The following is an 18,394-nucleotide window of genomic DNA, read 5'->3' as shown; positions in this document are numbered from 1 at the left end:
AACGAAAAAGGGGCGCCCGCGGTGGGCGCCCCTTTCTCTTTTCGGCTCAGTACAGCCCGCCGGTTCCCAGCGTCGCCGCGGCGGGCGGGGCCGGTATCCCCGGCTGCTGGGCCCCAAAACCGGCGTTCGGGTCGCCGCCCATCATGGCGCCGGCACCCTGCGAGGACCCGTCCAGAACCATCTGCGGCTGGTCCGGGTTGGGCTCGGTGCCCGGCAGGAAGGCTTCCCAGATGGCGCGGCTGTCGCCGAACTGGGCCAGCTGGCCGTTGGCCGGGTTGACGCGGACGAGGCGCAGGCCGGGCGGGACGCGGAACGGCGTCGCCGGCTTGTCCTTCAGCGCCACCTGCATGACCTCCTTGAACACCGGCACGGCGGCGGACCCGCCGGTCTCGTGGCTGCCCAGCGAGCGCGGCTGGTCGAAGCCGATGTAGGTGCCGACCACCAGATCGGGCGAGAAGCCCATGAACCAGGCGTCGTGGCTGTCGTTGGTGGTGCCGGTCTTGCCGGCCAGCGGCTTGCCCAGCGACTTCAACGTCGCTGCGGTGCCGCGCTGGACCACGCCTTCCAGGATCGAAACGATCTGGTAGGTGGTGCGCGGGTCGTTCACCTGCTCGCGGGTGTCGGGCACGGCGGGCACCGCCATGCCGTCCTTCCAGCTGACGTTGGTGCAGCCCTCGCACGCGCGGTTGTCGTGGCGGAAGACCGTCTTGCCGTTGCGGTCCTGCACACGGTCGATGAAGGTCGGCACCACCCGCTTGCCGCCATTGTCCAGCATGGCGTAGGCGGTGGCGAGCCGCAGCACCGTCGTCTCGCCGGCACCCAGCGACATCGGCAGATAGGGCTGGAGATTGTCGACGATGCCGAACTTCTCGACCAACGCCTTGACCTTGTCCATGCCGATCTGCTGGGCGAGGCGGACGGTCATGACGTTGCGCGACTTCTCGATGCCGACGCGCAGGGGGGTCGGGCCGTAGAATTCGTGGCTGTAGTTCTCGGGCCGCCAGACCGGCTGCCCGCCGCCCGGATCGAAGGAGAAGGGCGCGTCCATCACCAGCGACGACGGGGTGAAGCCCTGGTTCAGCGCGGTCAGGTAGACGAAGGGCTTGAAAGACGACCCGGGCTGGCGCAGCGCCTGGGTGGCGCGGTTGAACACGCTCATCGCCGGAGAGAAGCCGCCGACCATCGCCAGCACGCGGCCGGTGTGCGGGTCGAGCGCCACCAGACCGCCCTGCACCTGCGGGATCTGGCGCAGGCCGTAGCTGCCCGGCGGCAGCTCCTTCGCGGCGGACTTGTCATTCTTCCTGGCCGGCTTCTCGTCCTCGTCCTTGGCCGGCGGACCGCTCACCGCCTCGACCAGCAGGATGTCGCCCAGCTTGGCGACGTCGGACGGCTTGCGGATCGCCGGACCGGCGACGTCGCCATCCTTTGAGGCGCGGGCCCAGCGCAGCTCGGACAGCGGGATGCGGCCGCGGGTGCCGTCGGCCACCCCGATGTCCAGCCCGTCCGACTGGTCGTCCTTCAGCACGACCGCCAGCTTCCAGCCCTCGGAGCCCGCGGGCGGCGGCATGGCGGCCAGCTTCTTCGGCCAGTTGTCGAAATTCTCCATCTTGGCGACCGGGCCGCGCCAGCCATGGCGGCGGTCGTAGGCGATCAGCCCGTCGCGCAGCGACTTGGTGGCGGTGGCCTGCAACACCGGGTCCATCGAGGCGCGGACCGACAGCCCGCCCTCATACAGCGCCTGCTCGCCATAGAGCTTCACCAGCTCGCGCCGGATCTCCTCGGCGAAATATTCGGAGGTCACGACCTCCTGCTCGTCGCGCTTGCGGGTGACCAGCGGGCGCCCCTGGGCGGCCTTCGCCTCCTCCGGCGTGATGTAGCCGTCCTCCGCCATACGGCCGATCACCCAGTTGCGGCGGGCGATGGCGGCGTCATGCTGGCGGTCGGGGTTGTAGTTGGACGGCGCCTTGGGCAGGGCCGCCAGGAAGGCGACCTCCTCGATGCTCAGCTCGTCCAGCGCCTTGTTGAAATAGTTCAGCGCCGCCGCTGCCACGCCGTAGGAGCGGTTACCCAGGAAGATCTCGTTCAGGTACAGCTCGATGATCCGGTCCTTGGTGAAGGCCCGCTCGATGCGGACCGCCAGGATCGCTTCCTTGATCTTGCGGGCGAACGACACCTCGTTGGTCAGCAGCATGTTCTTGGCGACCTGCTGCGTGATCGTGCTGGCGCCCACCGGCCGGCGCTCGCGTCCGAAATTCTCGATGTTGGTCAGGATCGCGCGCAGGATGCCGATGGGGTCGACGCCCTGGTGGCCATAGAAATTCTTGTCCTCGGCCGCCATGAAAGCGTTCATCACCTGCCGCGGCATGGCGTCGATGGGCACGAAGATGCGCCGTTCCGACGCGAACTCGGCCATCAGGCGCCCGTCGCCGGCATAGATGCGCGTGGTCACCGGCGGCTCGTAGTTGGCCAGCTTGGTGTAGTCGGGTAGGTCGTGGTCGTAATGCTCGAACAGGAAGACCAGCCCTCCGGCGCCGGCAAGAACCAGCATCACGAAGGCCATCAGCAAGGACAGAAGGAGACGCATGACCAATCCCGCAAGAAACGACGAAGAGCGTGGCTGAAGCCCGCCCTTTTCCGGGTTGGGGCCGCGAGCCATGCCTGACAGGGCGGCGCATCCTACACCGCCGCGCCGCGAAGCGCCGCCCCCGTTCCCGTCATGTCAGGAAAATGTGACGCGCAGAGGGCGCGAACAAGAAATCGCCGGCGCAGAAGGGGTAAGCCGTCCCTCGCTGCCGCGCCTCAGCTGCGCTGCGAGCCGTGCAGCCAGCGGAAATAGCTGTCGATGGTCCGGGCCAGCGACTTGCCCAGCCGCTCGCGGTGCGCACCGGAGGTCAGCAGACCGACATCCTGCCGGTTCGACAGATAGCCCATCTCGATCAGCGCCGACGGCACGTCGGGCGCGGTCAGCACGGCGAAGCCGGCCTGCCGGTGCGGCCGGCTGGAGATCAGCGGCACGTCGCGGCCCAGGGTCTGCAACGCCAGCGTCGCGAAGCGCTTGGAATGGTTCATCGTGTCGCGCTGGGCCAGATCGATCAGGATGTTGGCGACCAGCTGGTTCTCGCCCGACAGGTCGAGCCCGACCAGGGCGTCGGCCTTGTTCTCCTTGGCCGCCAGCATCTCCGCCTCGCGGTCGGACGCCTTGTCGGACAGGGTGTAGATCGACAGGCCGCGCATGTCGCCGCTGCTGATGCTGTCGGCATGCAGCGAGATGAACAGGTCGGCCCCGGCCTCGCGCCCGATGGCGACGCGGTCGCGCAGGCGGATGAACACGTCGCTGTCGCGGGTCAGCTTCACCCGGTAGCGGCCGGTCGCCTCCAGCTGGCGCTTCACCTCCCTGGCGGTGGCGAGCGTGATGTCCTTCTCATAGATGCCGCCGACGCCGATGGCGCCGGGGTCCTGGCCGCCATGGCCGGGGTCGAGCACGATCAGCGGCTTTTCCGCCACCGTCGGCGGCTTGTTGTCCGGCAGCGGCGGGGCGACGGGCAGAGCGGCCGGGATCAGCTGGGCCGGCGGGATCGGCGGCAGCGGGGCGAAGGGCGGCGGAGCCGGAACCGTGCTGGCGGGATCGGCGGGCGGCGACGGCTGCGGGGCCGGAACCGGCGCCGGAACCGCCATCGCCGACGAGACGATGGAGGACATCGTCAGTTGTCCCTTGCCGCCGACCTCCTTCGCATCCCTGCCGGCCGCGGCGAGCTGCCGGAATTCGGCCGGCGTCGTCTTTTCCAGGTCGAGGACGAGACGCGGCTGATGGCCGTCGCGCGCCGGGATCATGTAGCCCTCGCGCAGCCGGGCCGGACCGACCGTCTCGAAGGTCAACCGCGTGCCGCGCGGGCCTCCGGCATGGTGATAGCGCGCGACCACCCCCTTGCCCTCCACCGGCAGCGACCCGCCGGGCCAGATCAGGTCGGGCAGATCGACGACGATGCGGTAGGGATCGGCGGCGACCGACACGGTGAAGGACACCGGGTCGCTCAGCTCCAGCACGAAGCGGGTCTTGTCCGGATGGATGCCCAGCCGGGCATCGACCACCGCCGTGCGCGGCGGCGCCGACGGCAGCGCCGCCGTGGTCTGCGCCATCGCCGGCCCGGCCGTCATCCCGGCCGACCCGAAGCCCAGCAGCAACAGCGCCAGCAGAAGCACCCCGAGGACACAGCCAACCGATCTCCGCGGCGAACGGGCGGAATGCGGATGGCGGTCGGGCGCGGCGGCGGGCAGGCTGGGCGGCCGTGGCATCAAATCTCCTCGGCGGCAGAGGGTGTGCGGCAATGGGCAAGCGGCGGAAACAGGCGCCGGATGACCAGCTATAGCCCAGCCAATTCAACGCTCTCAACGCGGATCGTCAGATCCCGAGTCAATTCCCACCAGGGGTGCCGTTCCTGCAACAGTGAGCAGGACGGTTGCCTTGGCGCGGCCGGATCGTACCCCGGACGGGTTGCCCCGGTGGAAGGTGGCAGCCCGGCTTCCCCGCGACGAACTTGTTCGCCGAATCGGCGCATTTCCGCGTTGTGCAAGAGGGATCGCTTGTCTATGGTATCTTTGCGACAGACCGCAATTCGCCAGACCAGGGTCGGACTCCCAAGGTGAGCGCCGATTCGCTGATCCCCGGACATCGATTCCATCGAGCCGAAGGTCAGCCGATCGCCGGTCACGGGGCTTACCCAAGGGGCTGCGGCGTCGCCCTCGACACCGCCTGTCCGGCCATCCGCGCCGGAGGGACGTCGCAGGGTGGCGCGTTCGGGTTGGCGGTAAGAGGACGAAACCTCGAAGCTGGCTGTGGCCGCAAGGCGGCAGCCCGGCGCGTGTCGACCGGGCCGTCCTGGCTGCTCTCGTCAGCGCCGTTCGGCGGTTCCGGTCCGTCGTGCCGTATGCTTCGCCCACAACAGACGCTGCGTCCAGGCGGCCCGACCGGTCGCGCGGGTTCCCTGGGTCGCGCCGTTGAGGATCGTATATGGCCAAGCGCATGCTGGTGGACGCCACGCACCCGGAAGAAACCCGGGTCGCCGTGGTCAATGGCAACCGGCTGGAAGAACTCGATTTCGAGATCGCCAGCCGCAAGCAGCTGAAGGGCAACATCTACCTGGCGAAGGTGACGCGGGTCGAGCCTTCGCTCCAGGCGGCCTTCGTGGAGTATGGCGGGAACCGCCACGGCTTCCTCGCCTTCTCCGAAATCCATCCCGACTATTACCGCATTCCGATGGCCGACCGCGAGGCCCTGCTGGCCGAGGAACGCCGGCTGGAGGAGCAGGCGGAAGCCCGGGCCGAGGCCGCCGCCGACGGCGCCGTGATGGCCGAGCCGATCCGCCCCGAGCAGGTGGTCGAGGAATGGTCGCCGATGCCCTCCCCCATCGCGCCCGAGGCGTCCGATGAGGAAGACGGCGACGACAGCGGCGAAGACGCCGAGGCCGGCGACGAGCAGGCCGCCCCGTCCGAGGGCGCCGCTCCCGACACGCTCGGCGGCGACGAGGACGAGGAGGCGGAGACCCAGCGCCGCCGCTCGCGCCCGCTGCGCTCCTACAAGATCCAGGAAGTGGTGAAGCGCCGGCAGGTCATGCTGGTGCAGGTGACGAAGGAGGAGCGCGGCAACAAGGGTGCGGCGCTGACCACCTACCTGTCGCTGCCCGGCCGCTACTGCGTCCTGATGCCCAACACCGGCCGTGGCGGCGGGATTTCCCGCAAGATCACCAACCCGGCCGACCGCAAGCGCCTGAAGGAGATCCTGTCGGATCTCGACATTCCCGACGGCATGGCGGTGATCCTGCGCACCGCCGGGCTGGAGCGTTCCAAGCCTGAGATCAAGCGCGACCTGGAATATCTCCTGCGCCTGTGGGACGACATCCGCGAACAGACGCTGAAGTCGTCGGCGCCCTGCCTCATCTATGAAGAGGCGAACCTGATCAAGCGGTCGATCCGCGATCTCTACGCCAACGACATCGACGAGATCTGGGTCGAGGGCGAGGCCGGCTTCCGCACGGCGCGCGAGTTCATGGACATGCTGATGCCGGGCCATTCCCAGCGCGTCCAGCTGTACCGCGACAGCCAGATCCCCCTGTTCCACCGCTATCAGGTGGAAACGCAGATCGACGCCATCCACAGCCCGGTGGTGCAGCTGCGTTCCGGCGGCTACATCGTCATCAACCCGACCGAGGCGCTGGTCTCCATCGACGTCAACTCCGGCAAGTCGACCCGCGAGCGCAACATCGAGGAAACCGCCTACAAGACCAACCTGGAGGCCGCCGACGAGGTGGCGCGCCAGCTGCGTCTGCGCGATCTGGCCGGCCTGATCGTCATCGACTTCATCGACATGGAGGAGCCGCGGAACAACGCCGCCGTCGAGCGCCGCATGAAGGAGGCGATGAAGAACGACCGGGCGCGCATCCAGCTCGGCCGCATCTCCGCCTTCGGCCTGCTGGAGCTGTCGCGCCAGCGTCTGCGTCCGTCGCTCTTGGAGACCAACTTCGAGCGCTGCCCGCACTGCTCGGGCACCGGCGTCGTCCGGTCGGTCGAATCCGCCTCGCTGCACGTCCTGCGCGCCATCGAGGAAGAGGGCATCCGCAAGCGCTCGGCCGAGATCACCATCTTCGTCCCGACTTCCATCGCGCTCTACATCCTCAACCAGAAGCGCGGTGAACTGGCCAAGATCGAAGAGCGTCACGCCTTCAGCGTGATGGTCCAGGCCGATGACGGTCTGATCGCCCCGGATCACCGTCTGGAGCGCAACAAGGCCCGCCTGCCCGACGACGACGCCCCACTGGTCAGCGCCGACCGCGTGATGGCCGAGACCGACCGTGCGCTCGCCGCCGAACCGGTCGAGATGGTGGAAGAGCCGGAAGCCGAGACCGAGGCCGTCCAGGTCGAGGAGACCGGCGAGCGCGCCGAAGCCAACGGCGACGGCAATGGCGAGGATCGCCGCCGCCGCCGCCGCCGTCGCCGCGGCCGTGGCCGTGACCGCGAGGAAGGCCGGACCGACGGCGACAGCGCCGAGGGCGATGCCGAGACGGACGAGGGCGATCAGGATGCCGGCCAGGACGCCGGTCAGGACGCCGATGAGAGCGTTCTGCCGGTTGCCGCCGAAGCCATCCCCGGTGCCGCCATCTCCGAACCTGCGGCCGACTCCGCCGACGCCGACGCTGAAGGCGACGACGAGGATGAGGACGACGGCGAGGACGAGACCGGTGCCGATGCCGGCGAACGCAACGGCGATGGCCGCAAGAAGCGCCGCCGCGGCAAGCGCGGTGGCCGTCGCCGGTCGCGCCGCGAGGGTGCGGAAGGCCTGGAGGGCGGTGAGGATGCCGCCGACCAGCAGCCCGCCGCCGCTCCGGGTCAGGATACTCCGGTCCAGGCAGCACAGGCTCCGGCCGAGGCGAGCGATCTCGACTGGATCCTGGCCGGCGAAGCCGCTCCGGCGGTCGAGGAAGCTCCGGTTCCGGTGACCGCGCCGGCCCCGGCTCAGGCCGAGACCGCCGCCAAGGCGCCCGCCAGGAAGGCCTCGCGCAAGCGCAAGGCCGCTGCCGAGGCTCCGGTCGAAGCTGCCCCCGAGCCCACTCCGGCGGTCGTCGCCGAAGCTCCGGCCAAGGGCCGCAAGCGCAAGGCCGCTGCCGCGGTCGAGGCGCCGGTTGAAGCCGTTGCCGAGACCGCGCCGAAGAAGGCGTCGCGCAAGCGCAAGGCCGCCGCCGAGGCTCCGGTCGAAGCCGCGCCCGAGCCCACTCCGGCGGTCGCTGCCGAAGCTCCGGCCAAGGGCCGCAAGCGCAAGGCCGCCGCTGCGGTCGAGGCGCCGGCGGAGACCGTTGCCGAAGCCACGCCGGCCAAGAAGGCGTCGCCGCGTAAGCGCAAGGCTGCTGCCGAGGCCCCGGCCGAAGCCGCCGCCAAGCCCGCGGCCGCCACGCCGGCCCCGGCTCCCGAGCCGGCTGCGGCTGACAACGACGCCGACGCCGATGCAAAGCCGCGCCGCGGCTGGTGGAAGCGGTAAGCCCAACGGCCCAACCGGGACCTCTGGAAAAGGAAAAGGCGCCGCAAGGCGCCTTTTCCTTTTCCCGGACGTTATCACCCCTGCCACAGGACAGGTCGGACCATGAGCAAGGCCTTCACCCGCGAGAACGACACGCAGGACGACGACGACCTCGACGATCCGGCACCGTTGCCGCAGGGCTTCAAGAACTACATGACCCCGCCCGGCTTCCAGCGCCTGCAGGAGGAGCTGCGCCGCCTGCTGCGGGTGGAGCGGCCGAAGGTGGTGGAGGTGGTGTCCTGGGCCGCCGGCAACGGCGACCGCTCGGAGAATGGCGACTATCTCTACGGCAAGAAGCGGCTGCGCGAGATCGACCGCCGCATCCGCTTCCTGAACAAGCGGCTGGAATCGGCGGTGGTGGTCAATCCGCAGGACCAGAAGAACCGCGAACAGGTCTTCTTCGGCGCCACCGTCACCTATGCCCGCGAGGATGGGGCGGAGAACACGATCACCATCGTCGGCGCCGACGAGGTCGACCCCGACCGCGGCCATGTCAGCTGGATTTCCCCCATGGCCCGCGCCCTGCTGAAGGCGCGGCAGGGCGATCTGGTGGATGTCCGCACCCCGGCCGGACTGGAACAGGTCGAGGTGCTGGAGATCCGCTACGCGGACTGACGGAGGGGGCGGCAACCCGCCCCCTGTCAGGCCTCACTCCGCCAGACCTTACTCCGCCGCCGGCTGGTAGATTTCCCCGCCCGACTGGCGGAACTTCTCCGACATCTCGGCCATGCCGGACTCCGCGGCGTCGCGGATTTCCTGCGTGATCTTCATCGAGCAGAATTTCGGCCCGCACATCGAACAGAAATGCGCGGTCTTGGCGCCTTCCGCCGGCAGGGTCTCGTCGTGATAGGCCATCGCCGTGTCGGGATCGAGCGACAGGGCGAACTGGTCGCGCCAGCGGAAGGAGAAGCGGGCGCGCGACATGGCGTCGTCGCGCAACCGCGCCGCCGGATGCCCCTTGGCGAGGTCGGCGGCGTGGGCGGCGATCTTGTAGGCGATGACGCCGGCCTTCACGTCGTCGCGGTCGGGCAGGCCCAGATGCTCCTTCGGCGTGACGTAGCAGAGCATCGCCGTGCCGAACCAGCCGATCATCGCCGCGCCGATGGCGCTGGTGATGTGGTCGTACCCCGGCGCGATGTCGGTCACCAACGGCCCCAGCGTGTAGAAGGGCGCCTCGCCGCACAGCGCCAGCTGCTTCTCGACATTGTGCTTGATCTTGTGCATCGGCACATGGCCCGGCCCTTCGATCATCACCTGCACGTCGCGCGCCCAGGCGATCTTCGTCAGCTCGCCCAGCGTCTCCAGCTCGGCGAACTGGGCGGCGTCGTTGGCGTCGGCCTGGCTGCCCGGCCGCAGCCCGTCGCCCATCGACAGCGCCACGTCATAGGTCCGGCAGATCTCGACGATGTCGGCGAAATGGTCGTAGAGGAAATTCTCGCGGTGATGCGCCAAGCACCATTTGGCGATGATCGAGCCGCCGCGCGAGACGATGCCGGTCACCCGCTTGGCCGTCAGCGGAATGTGGGCCAGCCGCAGGCCGGCATGGATGGTGAAGTAATCGACACCCTGTTCCGCCTGTTCGATCAGCGTGTCGCGGAACAGCTCCCAGGTCAGATCCTCGGCCTTGCCATTCACCTTCTCCAAAGCCTGATAGATCGGCACGGTGCCGATGGGAACCGGAGAGTTGCGCAGGATCCATTCGCGCGTCTGATGGATGTCGGCGCCGGTGGACAGGTCCATCACGGTGTCGGCGCCCCAGCGGATCGACCAGACCATCTTCTCCACCTCCTCCTCGATGGAGGAGGTCACGGCGGAGTTGCCGATGTTGGCGTTGATCTTGGTCAGGAAGTTCCGGCCGATGATCATCGGCTCCGACTCGGGGTGGTTGACGTTGGACGGGATGATCGCCCGCCCGCGCGCCACCTCGTCGCGGACGAATTCCGGGGTGATGAAGTCGGGGATCTCGGCGCCGAAATCCTCGCCGTCGCGGGTAGCCTCAAGTGCTGCAGCGCGGCCGAGATTCTCACGGACGGCGATGTACTCCATCTCCGCGGTGACGATGCCGGCGCGGGCGTAGGCCATCTGGGTCACCGCGCCGCCGCCCTTGGAGCGCAGCACGCCGTTGTCGGCGGCCTCGACATCGCCGCGCTCCAGGATCCAGTCGCGGCGGTGCTTGGACAGGCCGGCCCGCACATCGATGGCGACCGACTCATCGGTGTAGGGGCCGGAGGCATCATAGACGGTCAGCGGCGGCTCGCCGCCCGACAGCGCGATCTCGCGCAGGGCGACGCGCAGGTCGGGAAAGCGCGTGCCGGGCACATGGATTTTCCGCGACGACGGCAGCGGGCCGGTCGAAATGCGGATGGCGTTCTCGTTGAAGTCCTTAGGCATTGGGTTTCTCCGTCGGAGTTGGGCGGACAAACCCGGGACTGCGGACGGAGGTGCGGTATCTTCGTGCGGGCCGTTTCGGAATGGCTTCCCCGGCATGGCGGGGCCGATACGGCCGGACGGGGCGAGAATCGGCCCGTCACGAGGTCCCTCCCTTCGCCGGTATGACCCGGATCAGGTTCGAAGGGTCACCACGCTGCCGGCTTGCGCAGTGCGCCGTCCGGCTGTTGGTATCTCAGCCCCCTGTCGGGACCCCCCTGGAATGCGGCCCATCCTGCCGCCGACGGACGGTCGTGTCAAAAGGAAAGCGCTGCGGACGATCCGCCTGCCATATTGTGGAAATTCGCTACATCCAGCGTTTCGACCGCACATAGACCATCGGCAGCAAGGCCGACAGCAGCATCAGCCCCAAGGCGCTGGCATAGCCGAAGGGCGATTGGCTGCCGGGCATGTCGGTGAAGTTCATGCCGCCGATGCTGGCGACCAGGGTCGGCGGATAGAGCAGGACGGTCAGAACCGACACGATCTTGACGATCTCATTCTGCTCGACATTGATCTGCCCCAGCGCGGTGTCGAGCGCCAGGGCGACCTTGCCGGACAGGAAGCGGGCATACTGGTCCAGCCCGCGCAGATCCTGCAGCGTGGTCTTGGCCCAGCGCCGCGTCGCCTTGCCGGCGTTCCATCCGTCGCCGCGCGCCAGGAAGTCGGTCATCCGGGTGAGGCTGGCCAGACTGATCCGCGCCTTGCCGATTAGGTGACCGGCATGGCCGATGCGCTTCAGCGTCTGGGCGTCGTCCAGCGTCTCGCCGCGGGAGCGCAGCTTGCGCCCGCGGAAATAGCGGCGGTTCAGCGCATCCATCTCCACCCCGGTCCGCCGCAGCACGACCGACGTGCGGTCGATCATCCCGTCCACCAGCGCCGCCAGCACCAGCTCGCCGCGAGACGCGGAGACCTGCCCATGGGTGGCACGGCGGCGGAAGGCCAGCAGGGCCTGCGGATCGATGTCGTGGATGGTCACCAGCCGCCGGCCGGCCAACACGAAGCTGACGGTGGCGATGCGCGGCTCGTCGGTGTCGGCCCAGACCAGCGCGGTGACGGTCATGGTCAGCGCACCGCCGGCCACGCGCAGACGGCTCGACTCCTCGATCTCCGCCATCTGCTCACGGGTGGGCAGGCCGCTGCCGATCAGCGCCTCCGCCCGCGCCAGTTCGTCGGGCGTCGGGTTGATCAGGTCCAGCCATACGGCGGACTCAGGGAACGGGACCGACTCGTCCGCGGCCTCCCTGTCCCAGCGCAGCAGACCGCCGTCATTGACGAAAACATGCAGCAAGGCTGTGCTCCTTGCATGGGCGCGGTTCAGGCGCCCAACCTAGGTCACCCGGCCACCGCGCCGCGGCTTCGCCGGGGGCGGCGCCTTCTCCCCATCGAGGTCGAGCGACGCGCCCTCGTCCTTCAGCGCCTGTTCCAGCTTGCGGCGGAAGGCACCGCCGTCCCGCTTGGCGTCGAGGAAATGGCCGACCGCCTCCTTCGCCGCGTCGCTGTCATAGGGGACCTTGCCCAGAGCGGCCAGTCTGGCACGCTCCATCAGCTTCGGGTCCATCCTCTCCCGGATGGCCTTCATCTGGCGGAGCAATTCCTTGCGCAGATCGCTCATCGGTCCCCCCTTTGGCGGTCCCCTTCCGTGGCGTCAGGCCTTGCCGATCAGGGTGCCGGCGCCGCCTTCGGTGAAGATCTCCAGCAGCAGCGCATGCGGCACACGGCCATCCAGGATAACAGCGGCATCGACGCCCTGCTCCACCGCGCCGATGCAGGTCTCGATCTTCGGGATCATGCCGCCCGAGGCGGTGCCGTCGGCGATGGCCTTGTGGGCATCCTCCAGCGACATCTTCTCGATCAGCTTCTTTTCCTTGTCGAGCACACCGGCGACGTCGGTCAGCAGGAAGAAGCGCGCCGCCTTCACCGCCGCCGCGACCGCGCCGGCCGCCGTGTCGGCGTTGATGTTGTAGGTGTCGCCGTTCACGTCGAAGCCGACCGGCGCGATCACCGGGATGATGTCCGACTGGGCGAGCGCGTGCAGAATCTGCGGGTTCACCTTGTAGGGCTCGCCGACGAAGCCGAGGTCCAGCACCCGTTCGATGTTGCTGTCGGGATCGCGCTGCACGCGCTCCAGACGGCGGGCGGTGATCAGGTTGCTGTCCTTGCCCGACAGGCCGACGGCCCGGCCGCCGGCGCTGTTGATGGCGGCGACGATCTGCTTGTTGATGGAGCCGGCCAGCACCATCTCGACCACCTCGACCGTCTCCTTGTCGGTGACGCGCAGGCCGTCGATGAAGCTGGACTTGATCTTCAGCCGTTCCAGCATCTGGCCGATCTGCGGGCCGCCACCGTGGACGACCACCGGGTTGATGCCGACCTGCTTCAGCAGGACGATGTCGCGCGCGAACAGCTCCGCCAGGCTGGCATCGCCCATGGCGTGGCCGCCGTACTTGATGACGAAGGTGCTCCCGGCATAACGGCGCATGTAGGGCAGCGCTTCGGACAGGGTACGGGCCTTGGCGAGCCACTCGTCACGGGTGGGAGTCTGCACGGGAGGATGCCCTTTGTCGGGGTGGAGTGTCGGGCTTCTTTAACGGAAAGGCCGGCCGGTTGCCTAGGGGGCAATTTAACGGTCACACACCCCCGTGACGGCCTCCCGCGGCTGCGGCCACCGTGCCGCCGGCCGGACGCCACAATCCGGCCAGCCGGGTCATCGGCTGCGTCAGCGCCGTGACCGCCACCGCCATCAGCACCATCGCCGAGAAACAGGCGCCGGACAGCACGCCCGCCTCCAGCAGAAGGGTCAGGACGATGACCTCCATCAGCCCCTTGCACGGCATCAGCGTGCCGAGCCGGAGGGCATCAGGCCAGGACTCCCCGGCCCAGCGGGCGGGCAGTGTGGTGCCGGCCATCTTGCCGGCGATGGTGGCGAGGCTGGCAAGCGCGAAGACGGTCCATTGCGCCGGATCGTCCAGCGTCAGGTTCACCTTCAGCCCGGTCAGGGTGAAGAAGAAGGGCAGCAGGATCAGCGTGGCGAAATGCTCCAGCCGGTCGAGGATCGCCGCCGCATAGCGGCGCGGCATCGCGCTGCCGGCGATGAAGGCGCCCAGGATGTAATGCAGCCCGATCAACTCGGTCACCGCGGCCGAGGCCAGCAGCGCCGCACAGGTCACCACCACCGCGGTGTCGCCCATCCGCCCGTCCGGCGCCACCTGCTCCAGCAAGCGGTCGAGCAGCGGGCGCACGAGCAGGACCGTCGCCCCGACATAGGCGAAGCCCAAGAGGCCAACCTTCGCCACCGCCCAGGCATCGCCGCCGCCGTTCCCCCCGTCGGCGGTCGACCAGGCCAGCACCGCGGTGATCAGCAGCCAGAGCAGCGCGTCGTTCACCGCGGCATAGCCCAGCGCCAGCCGCCCCACCCGGTCGCCCAGCAAATCCATCTCGCGCAGGATGGCGCCCAGCACCGGCAGGGCGGTGACGCCAACGCAGATGCCGAAGCCGGCGGCGAACAGGCCGGGGGTGGCGTGCTTTCCGGTCATGGCGGGAAAGGCGCCGGCCAGCCACCAGCCCAGGGCTCCGCCCAGCAGGGTCGGCACCAGCATGCTGGACAGCGCCACCGTGACGAAGGCCCCACCCCGCCCGCGGAACTCGGCGGGATCGAGATGCAGGCCAGTCAGGAAGGCGAAGAACACCACGGCCATCAAGGCCAGCCCGGACAAGGGCGCAAGCGCCGCCGGCGCAAACAGGACGCCCCACAGATCGGGAACCAGCCGGCCGAGCAGCGACGGCCCCAGCGCCACCCCGAACAGGATCTGGACCACCACCATCGGGGCGATGTGACGGCCGCCGCCGAGCCGCCACAGCAGAAACGGCCCGGCGATCAGCAGCAGGGCCTGCATCAGGAACAGCAGCGCGGGAGACAGACCACCCATCGCTGCCGCCCCTTACTCGGCGCCGAGGGCGAGCGCCGCCAGACTGGCGCGCAGCTCCGCGATGCCGGTGCCCTTCTCGGAACTGGTGACGTGGATGTCCGGGAAGGCGGCGGGGTGCTTCTTCAGCCCGGCCTGGGTTTCACGGCGGATCCTGTCGAGATCCGCAGCCTTGACCTTGTCCGCCTTGGTCAGCACGACGACGTAGGGCACCGCCGTGCGGTCGAGCATCTCCATGATCTCATGGTCGTGGGGCTTCATCCCATGGCGCGAATCGATCAGCACCAGCGCCCGGCGCAGGGTGACCCGGCCGCGCAGGAAGCGGCGGACCATGTCGTTCCACGCCTCCACCTTCTCCTTCGATTCCTTGGCATAGCCGTAGCCGGGCATGTCCACCAGCTTCAGACGATTGCCGAGGTTGAAGAAGTTGAGCTGCTGGGTGCGGCCCGGCGTGTTGGAGGTGCGGGCCAGCGTCTTGCGCCCGGTCAGCGCGTTGACGAGGCTCGACTTGCCGACATTCGAGCGGCCGGCGAAGGCGACCTCCGGCAGGTCGGCCTCGGGCAGCTGGTTCAGCGCGTTGGCGCCCCAGACGAAGTCGCACTCCTTGGCGAACAGCAGCCGGCCGGCCTCCAGCGCGGCCTCGTCGAAGCCGGAAACGATGCTGGGGGTGTCGGGGGTCGGCGTGGCGGGGCTGGTCATGGCGGTGCGCTTTCGTTCTGGTCGGCTAAAAAACATACCGCCGGCAGAGGCCCGTCAAGGGTCTTTGCCGGCGGCAGGTCTCAGACATTCGGCAGAGGCTGAAGGATCAGGCCTTCACGCCCATGCGCTTCATGATGGTCCACTGCTGCAGGACCGACAGTGTGTTGTTCCAGGCCCAGTAGATCACCAGACCGGCCGGGAAGCCGGCGAGCATGAAGGTGAAGACGATGGGCAGGAACTGGAACACCTTCTGCTGGATCGGGTCCGGCGGTGCCGGGTTCATCTTCTGCTGGAACCACATCGTCACGCCCATGATCAGCGGCCACAGGCCGAGATGCAGCATGGCGGGCGGGTCCCAGGGGATCAGGCCGAACAGGTTGAAGATGGTCGTCGGATCGGGCGAGGACAGGTCGTGGATCCAGCCGAAGAACGGCGCATGCCGCATTTCGATGGTCACGAACAGCACCTTGTAGAGCGAGAAGAACACCGGGATCTGGATCAGGATCGGCAGGCAGCCCGACACCGGGGAGACCTTCTCGCGCTTGTACAGCGCCATCAGCTCCTGGTTCATGCGCGCCTGATCGTCGCTGAACTTCTCGCGCAGCTCCTGCATCTTGGGTTGCAGGGCCTTCATCTTGCTCATCGCCTGATAGGATTTGTTGGCGAGCGGGAAGAAGACAGCCTTGACGCAGACGGTCAGCACCAGGATGGCGATGCCAAAGTTCCCGATGATGCGGCCCAGGAAATCCAGCGCGTAGAAGAACGGCTTGGTCAGGAAATAGAACCAGCCGAAGTCGATCGCCAGATCGAAGTTCTTGATGTTCAGCTTCTCGGAGTAGCTGTCGAGCAGCTTCACCTGCTTGGCACCGGCGAACAGGCGACCGGTGTTCTCGGCCGAGGCGCCCGGCGCCACCGTGACCGGCGCACCCATGGTGTCGGTCTGGTAACGGTCGGTGTTGGCGACCTGATTGTAGAGGAAGCGCGCCGTGACCTTCTCGTTCGGGTCGGGCACCAGCGACACCAGCCAGTACTTGTCGGTGATGCCGACCCAGCCGCCGGTGGTGTCCTTGGCGATCGAACCGGCCTTGCGGACGTCGTCGTATTTCTCTTCGGTCAGCGAGCCGTTGAAGACGCCGAGCGGACCCTCATGCAGGATGTAGTAGCCGGACGTGTGCGGCGTGCCGCTGCGCGACACCAGGCTGTAGGGCAGCAGGGTGACCGGGGCGGCGCCGGTGTTGCGGACGGTCTGCGTCACCGTGAACATGAAGTCCGGGTCGACGGCAATCTTGCGCTCGAACACCAGCCCCTGGCCGTTGTCCCAGGTCAGGGTCAGCGGCTTGTCCGGCGTCAGCGCGGCGCCGTCGGCGGTCCAGCGGGTGGTCGCGGTCGGGGCGGCGATGCCGGCGCCCTGCGGGACCCAGCCGAACTCGGCATAATAGGCGGCGGGCGTGCCGGCCGGGGCCAGCAGCACGATCTCCGGGCTCTTGGGGTCCGGCGTCTCGTGGTACTGGGCCAGCGTCAGGTCGTCGATGCGGCCGCCGACGAGGTTGACGGAGCCGTGCAGGGCCGGCGTGTCGATCTTCACGCGGGTGCCGGCCGCCAGCTGCTCGGCGAGCAGGACGGGGCGCTCCTTCGCGACCTCAGCCGTGGCCGGAGGCTGCTGGGCGGGCACGCCGGGGGCCGGCACCGGCACCGACTGCTCCGTCTGGGCGGCCTGCTGGGCGGCGAGTTGCTTCTGCTGCTCCACCCGCGGCTTCTCGTAGAAAAACTGGAAGCCCAGAAGGATGGCGATCGACAGGGCAATCGCGATGATGAGGTTGCGTTGGTCGGTCATGGCGTCCCGGTTGCCGTGGGGCCTTTGGAAGAAGGGCGGCGTGTGCGCGGCCTTGTTACGGGTTTTCGCCGGGCTGGGCAACCGCCGCATGCCCCTTTTCCCGCAGTCCGCAGCGATGCGGCGCCATGGGCGCCGGCCGCGGGACGGGATCGGGCACGGGATCCCAGCCAGACCCGCCCCAGGGATGGCAACGCCCGAGCCGGCGCACAGTCAGCCATCCCCCCCGGATGGCCCCATGCTTTTCCAGCGATTCGATGGCATAGCAGGAGCAGGTCGGCTGGAAACGGCACTGCCAGCCCACGAAGGGCGACAAGGTCCAGCGATAGAGATAGACGAGCGCGCGGAGCAGGTGCGCGAGCGGGCTGAGGCCGGCGATGCGAAACATGACGTCGCGAGCCTCCTACCCTTCCGCCTCGCGCCACAGGCCGAGGCGCTTCAACCCGGCGGCAAGGTCGCCGAGCAGGTCGGTCCACGGCCGTTCGGCCGTACCGCCGCGGGCGACCAGCACGAAATCGTGGCCGGGCGCCGCATGAACGGTCAGAATCTGCCGCGCGGCCTCACGCAAACGGCGGCGGGCGCGATTGCGCACCACCGCGTTGCCGACCTTGCGGCTCGCCGTCAAACCGAGACGGATCGGCGGACCGCCTTCGGCGGGCCGCTGCTTGTCGTCGTGCCGGCGCACCTGGAGGATCAGGCCGGGAGCCACATGCTTTCGCCGTGTCCCGGCCACGGCCAGAAATTCCGGCCGCCGCATCAGGCGCCCGACCTCGTGGCCCGGCGCCGCCATAGCGGGGATCAGGCGCTCAGAACCTTGCGGCCGCGGGCGCGGCGACGGGCGATGACCTTGCGGCCGCCGACAGTCGACATGCGGTGGCGGAAGCCATGACGACGCTTACGCACGATTTTGGACGGCTGGAACGTGCGCTTCATGGCGCCTACTCCTTAAGCTTTTCTGATGGTGACGGGAAGAAGACGCCCAGCCGATCGGCCGGGCGCCGGATCTATGAACCTGAACCGAACCGAAAGGCGCCTTACTCGGCAGCCCGGCGGCCGTTGACCATGCCGCGGCCGGTGGTGCGCTCGGAGATGCGGGCAGCCTTGCCGCGCAGATCGCGCAGATAGTACAGCTTGGCGCGACGGACGGCGCCCTTGCGGACCAGCTCGATCGAGTCGATGCGCGGGGAGTAGAGCGGGAACACGCGCTCCACGCCCTCGCCGTAGCTGATCTTGCGGACGGTGAACGAGGAGTTCACGCCAGCGTTCTTGCGGGCGATCACGACGCCCTCATAGGCCTGGACGCGCTCGCGCGTGCCCTCGACGACCTTCACGTTCACGCGGACGGTATCGCCCGAGGAGAACTCCGGGATCGTCTTGCCACCGAGGGCCTTCTCGATCTGCTCCTGCTCGAGCTGCTGCAACAGGTTCATAGCACTACCCCTTTTC

The 18,394-nt window shown here is 68.5% G+C and carries 15 protein-coding genes and 1 riboswitch; of the genes, 2 read left to right on the top strand and 13 right to left on the bottom strand.

The genetic code is table 11. The annotated features are described in order from the left end of the window. Window positions 1–46: 46 nt before the first annotated feature. Both ABNQ39_RS00815 and ABNQ39_RS00810 read right to left on the bottom strand, forming a co-directional pair. A complete protein-coding gene (locus ABNQ39_RS00815) occupies window positions 47–2,584 on the bottom strand; it encodes a penicillin-binding protein 1A (protein ID WP_376958319.1) in 2,538 nt (845 codons plus the stop codon). A 215-nt stretch (window positions 2,585–2,799) separates the two neighbouring features. After that, on the bottom strand, window positions 2,800–4,293 hold the full coding sequence (locus ABNQ39_RS00810; RefSeq protein ID WP_376958318.1) for an N-acetylmuramoyl-L-alanine amidase: 1,494 nt from the start codon (window positions 4,291–4,293) through the stop codon (window positions 2,800–2,802). Between the two features lie 715 nt (window positions 4,294–5,008). Between ABNQ39_RS00810 and ABNQ39_RS00805 the strand changes: the two genes are divergently transcribed. Together ABNQ39_RS00805 and greB are read left to right on the top strand one after the other, a co-directional pair. Then, window positions 5,009–8,026, top strand: coding sequence for an Rne/Rng family ribonuclease (locus ABNQ39_RS00805; RefSeq protein ID WP_376958317.1), 3,018 nt, complete (start codon window positions 5,009–5,011; stop codon window positions 8,024–8,026). Window positions 8,027–8,128: 102 nt separating this feature from the next. Then, entirely contained in the window at window positions 8,129–8,680 is a 552-nt protein-coding gene (greB, locus tag ABNQ39_RS00800) for a transcription elongation factor GreB (protein ID WP_376958316.1), read from the top strand. A 48-nt stretch (window positions 8,681–8,728) separates the two neighbouring features. Here the strand turns inward: greB and thiC are convergent, their stop codons facing one another. The 11 genes from thiC to rplS form a co-directional block, all read right to left on the bottom strand. Next, window positions 8,729–10,456 carry a phosphomethylpyrimidine synthase ThiC gene (gene thiC / locus ABNQ39_RS00795; protein WP_376958315.1) on the bottom strand — a complete coding sequence of 576 codons (1,728 nt, stop codon included), beginning with the start codon at window positions 10,454–10,456 and terminating at the stop codon, window positions 8,729–8,731. 131 nt (window positions 10,457–10,587) lie between these two features. Next, window positions 10,588–10,722, bottom strand: a riboswitch (TPP riboswitch). A gap of 77 nt (window positions 10,723–10,799) precedes the next feature. Continuing rightward, the gene (locus tag ABNQ39_RS00790; protein WP_376958314.1) at window positions 10,800–11,783 is read right to left on the bottom strand and encodes a magnesium transporter CorA family protein; all 984 of its coding nucleotides are present in this window, start codon (window positions 11,781–11,783) and stop codon (window positions 10,800–10,802) included. Window positions 11,784–11,822: 39 nt separating this feature from the next. Beyond that, window positions 11,823–12,107: a hypothetical protein gene (locus ABNQ39_RS00785; RefSeq protein WP_376958313.1), complete on the bottom strand. Its 285-nt coding sequence runs from the start codon at window positions 12,105–12,107 to the stop codon at window positions 11,823–11,825. 33 nt (window positions 12,108–12,140) lie between these two features. Then, window positions 12,141–13,040 (bottom strand): acetylglutamate kinase, encoded by a 900-nt coding sequence (argB, locus tag ABNQ39_RS00780; RefSeq protein ID WP_098740533.1) that lies wholly within the window; start codon window positions 13,038–13,040, stop codon window positions 12,141–12,143. 82 nt (window positions 13,041–13,122) lie between these two features. Continuing rightward, on the bottom strand, window positions 13,123–14,421 hold the full coding sequence (locus tag ABNQ39_RS00775) for a cation:proton antiporter domain-containing protein (RefSeq protein WP_376958312.1): 1,299 nt from the start codon (window positions 14,419–14,421) through the stop codon (window positions 13,123–13,125). A 12-nt stretch (window positions 14,422–14,433) separates the two neighbouring features. Next, on the bottom strand, window positions 14,434–15,117 hold the full coding sequence (yihA, locus tag ABNQ39_RS00770) for a ribosome biogenesis GTP-binding protein YihA/YsxC (protein ID WP_376958311.1): 684 nt from the start codon (window positions 15,115–15,117) through the stop codon (window positions 14,434–14,436). Window positions 15,118–15,223: 106 nt separating this feature from the next. After that, window positions 15,224–16,951 carry a membrane protein insertase YidC gene (gene yidC / locus ABNQ39_RS00765; RefSeq protein WP_098741149.1) on the bottom strand — a complete coding sequence of 576 codons (1,728 nt, stop codon included), beginning with the start codon at window positions 16,949–16,951 and terminating at the stop codon, window positions 15,224–15,226. 55 nt (window positions 16,952–17,006) lie between these two features. Continuing rightward, on the bottom strand, window positions 17,007–17,336 hold the full coding sequence (gene yidD / locus ABNQ39_RS00760; RefSeq protein ID WP_174472678.1) for a membrane protein insertion efficiency factor YidD: 330 nt from the start codon (window positions 17,334–17,336) through the stop codon (window positions 17,007–17,009). Window positions 17,337–17,351: 15 nt separating this feature from the next. Then, window positions 17,352–17,738 carry a ribonuclease P protein component gene (gene rnpA, locus ABNQ39_RS00755; protein WP_098740537.1) on the bottom strand — a complete coding sequence of 129 codons (387 nt, stop codon included), beginning with the start codon at window positions 17,736–17,738 and terminating at the stop codon, window positions 17,352–17,354. An 8-nt stretch (window positions 17,739–17,746) separates the two neighbouring features. Beyond that, window positions 17,747–17,881 (bottom strand): 50S ribosomal protein L34, encoded by a 135-nt coding sequence (rpmH, locus tag ABNQ39_RS00750; protein WP_098740538.1) that lies wholly within the window; start codon window positions 17,879–17,881, stop codon window positions 17,747–17,749. A gap of 101 nt (window positions 17,882–17,982) precedes the next feature. Next, entirely contained in the window at window positions 17,983–18,378 is a 396-nt protein-coding gene (gene rplS, locus ABNQ39_RS00745) for a 50S ribosomal protein L19 (protein ID WP_109047281.1), read from the bottom strand. Window positions 18,379–18,394 lie beyond the last annotated feature (16 nt).

Origin of the sequence: Azospirillum sp. A26 (assembly GCF_042604635.1) — a bacterium.
Lineage (GTDB): Bacteria > Pseudomonadota > Alphaproteobacteria > Azospirillales > Azospirillaceae > Azospirillum > Azospirillum palustre.
The sequence above is the reverse complement of the archived record's forward strand: the minus strand, read 5'-3'. Positions and strand labels throughout refer to the sequence as shown.

Bases quoted from the DNA above. Each gene is read 5' to 3' on its own strand.
- ABNQ39_RS00815 (WP_376958319.1), bottom strand. From the start codon at position 2,584: ATGCGTCTCCTTCTGTCCTTGCTGATGGCCTTCGTGATGCTGGTTCTT.
- ABNQ39_RS00810 (WP_376958318.1), bottom strand. From the start codon at position 4,293: ATGCCACGGCCGCCCAGCCTGCCCGCCGCCGCGCCCGACCGCCATCCG.
- ABNQ39_RS00805 (WP_376958317.1), top strand. From the start codon at position 5,009: ATGGCCAAGCGCATGCTGGTGGACGCCACGCACCCGGAAGAAACCCGG.
- greB (WP_376958316.1), top strand. From the start codon at position 8,129: ATGAGCAAGGCCTTCACCCGCGAGAACGACACGCAGGACGACGACGAC.
- thiC (WP_376958315.1), bottom strand. From the start codon at position 10,456: ATGCCTAAGGACTTCAACGAGAACGCCATCCGCATTTCGACCGGCCCG.
- ABNQ39_RS00785 (WP_376958313.1), bottom strand. From the start codon at position 12,107: ATGAGCGATCTGCGCAAGGAATTGCTCCGCCAGATGAAGGCCATCCGG.
- ABNQ39_RS00775 (WP_376958312.1), bottom strand. From the start codon at position 14,421: ATGGGTGGTCTGTCTCCCGCGCTGCTGTTCCTGATGCAGGCCCTGCTG.
- yihA (WP_376958311.1), bottom strand. From the start codon at position 15,117: ATGACCAGCCCCGCCACGCCGACCCCCGACACCCCCAGCATCGTTTCC.
- yidC (WP_098741149.1), bottom strand. From the start codon at position 16,951: ATGACCGACCAACGCAACCTCATCATCGCGATTGCCCTGTCGATCGCC.
- yidD (WP_174472678.1), bottom strand. From the start codon at position 17,336: ATGTTTCGCATCGCCGGCCTCAGCCCGCTCGCGCACCTGCTCCGCGCG.
- rnpA (WP_098740537.1), bottom strand. From the start codon at position 17,738: ATGGCGGCGCCGGGCCACGAGGTCGGGCGCCTGATGCGGCGGCCGGAA.
- rpmH (WP_098740538.1), bottom strand. From the start codon at position 17,881: ATGAAGCGCACGTTCCAGCCGTCCAAAATCGTGCGTAAGCGTCGTCAT.
- rplS (WP_109047281.1), bottom strand. From the start codon at position 18,378: ATGAACCTGTTGCAGCAGCTCGAGCAGGAGCAGATCGAGAAGGCCCTC.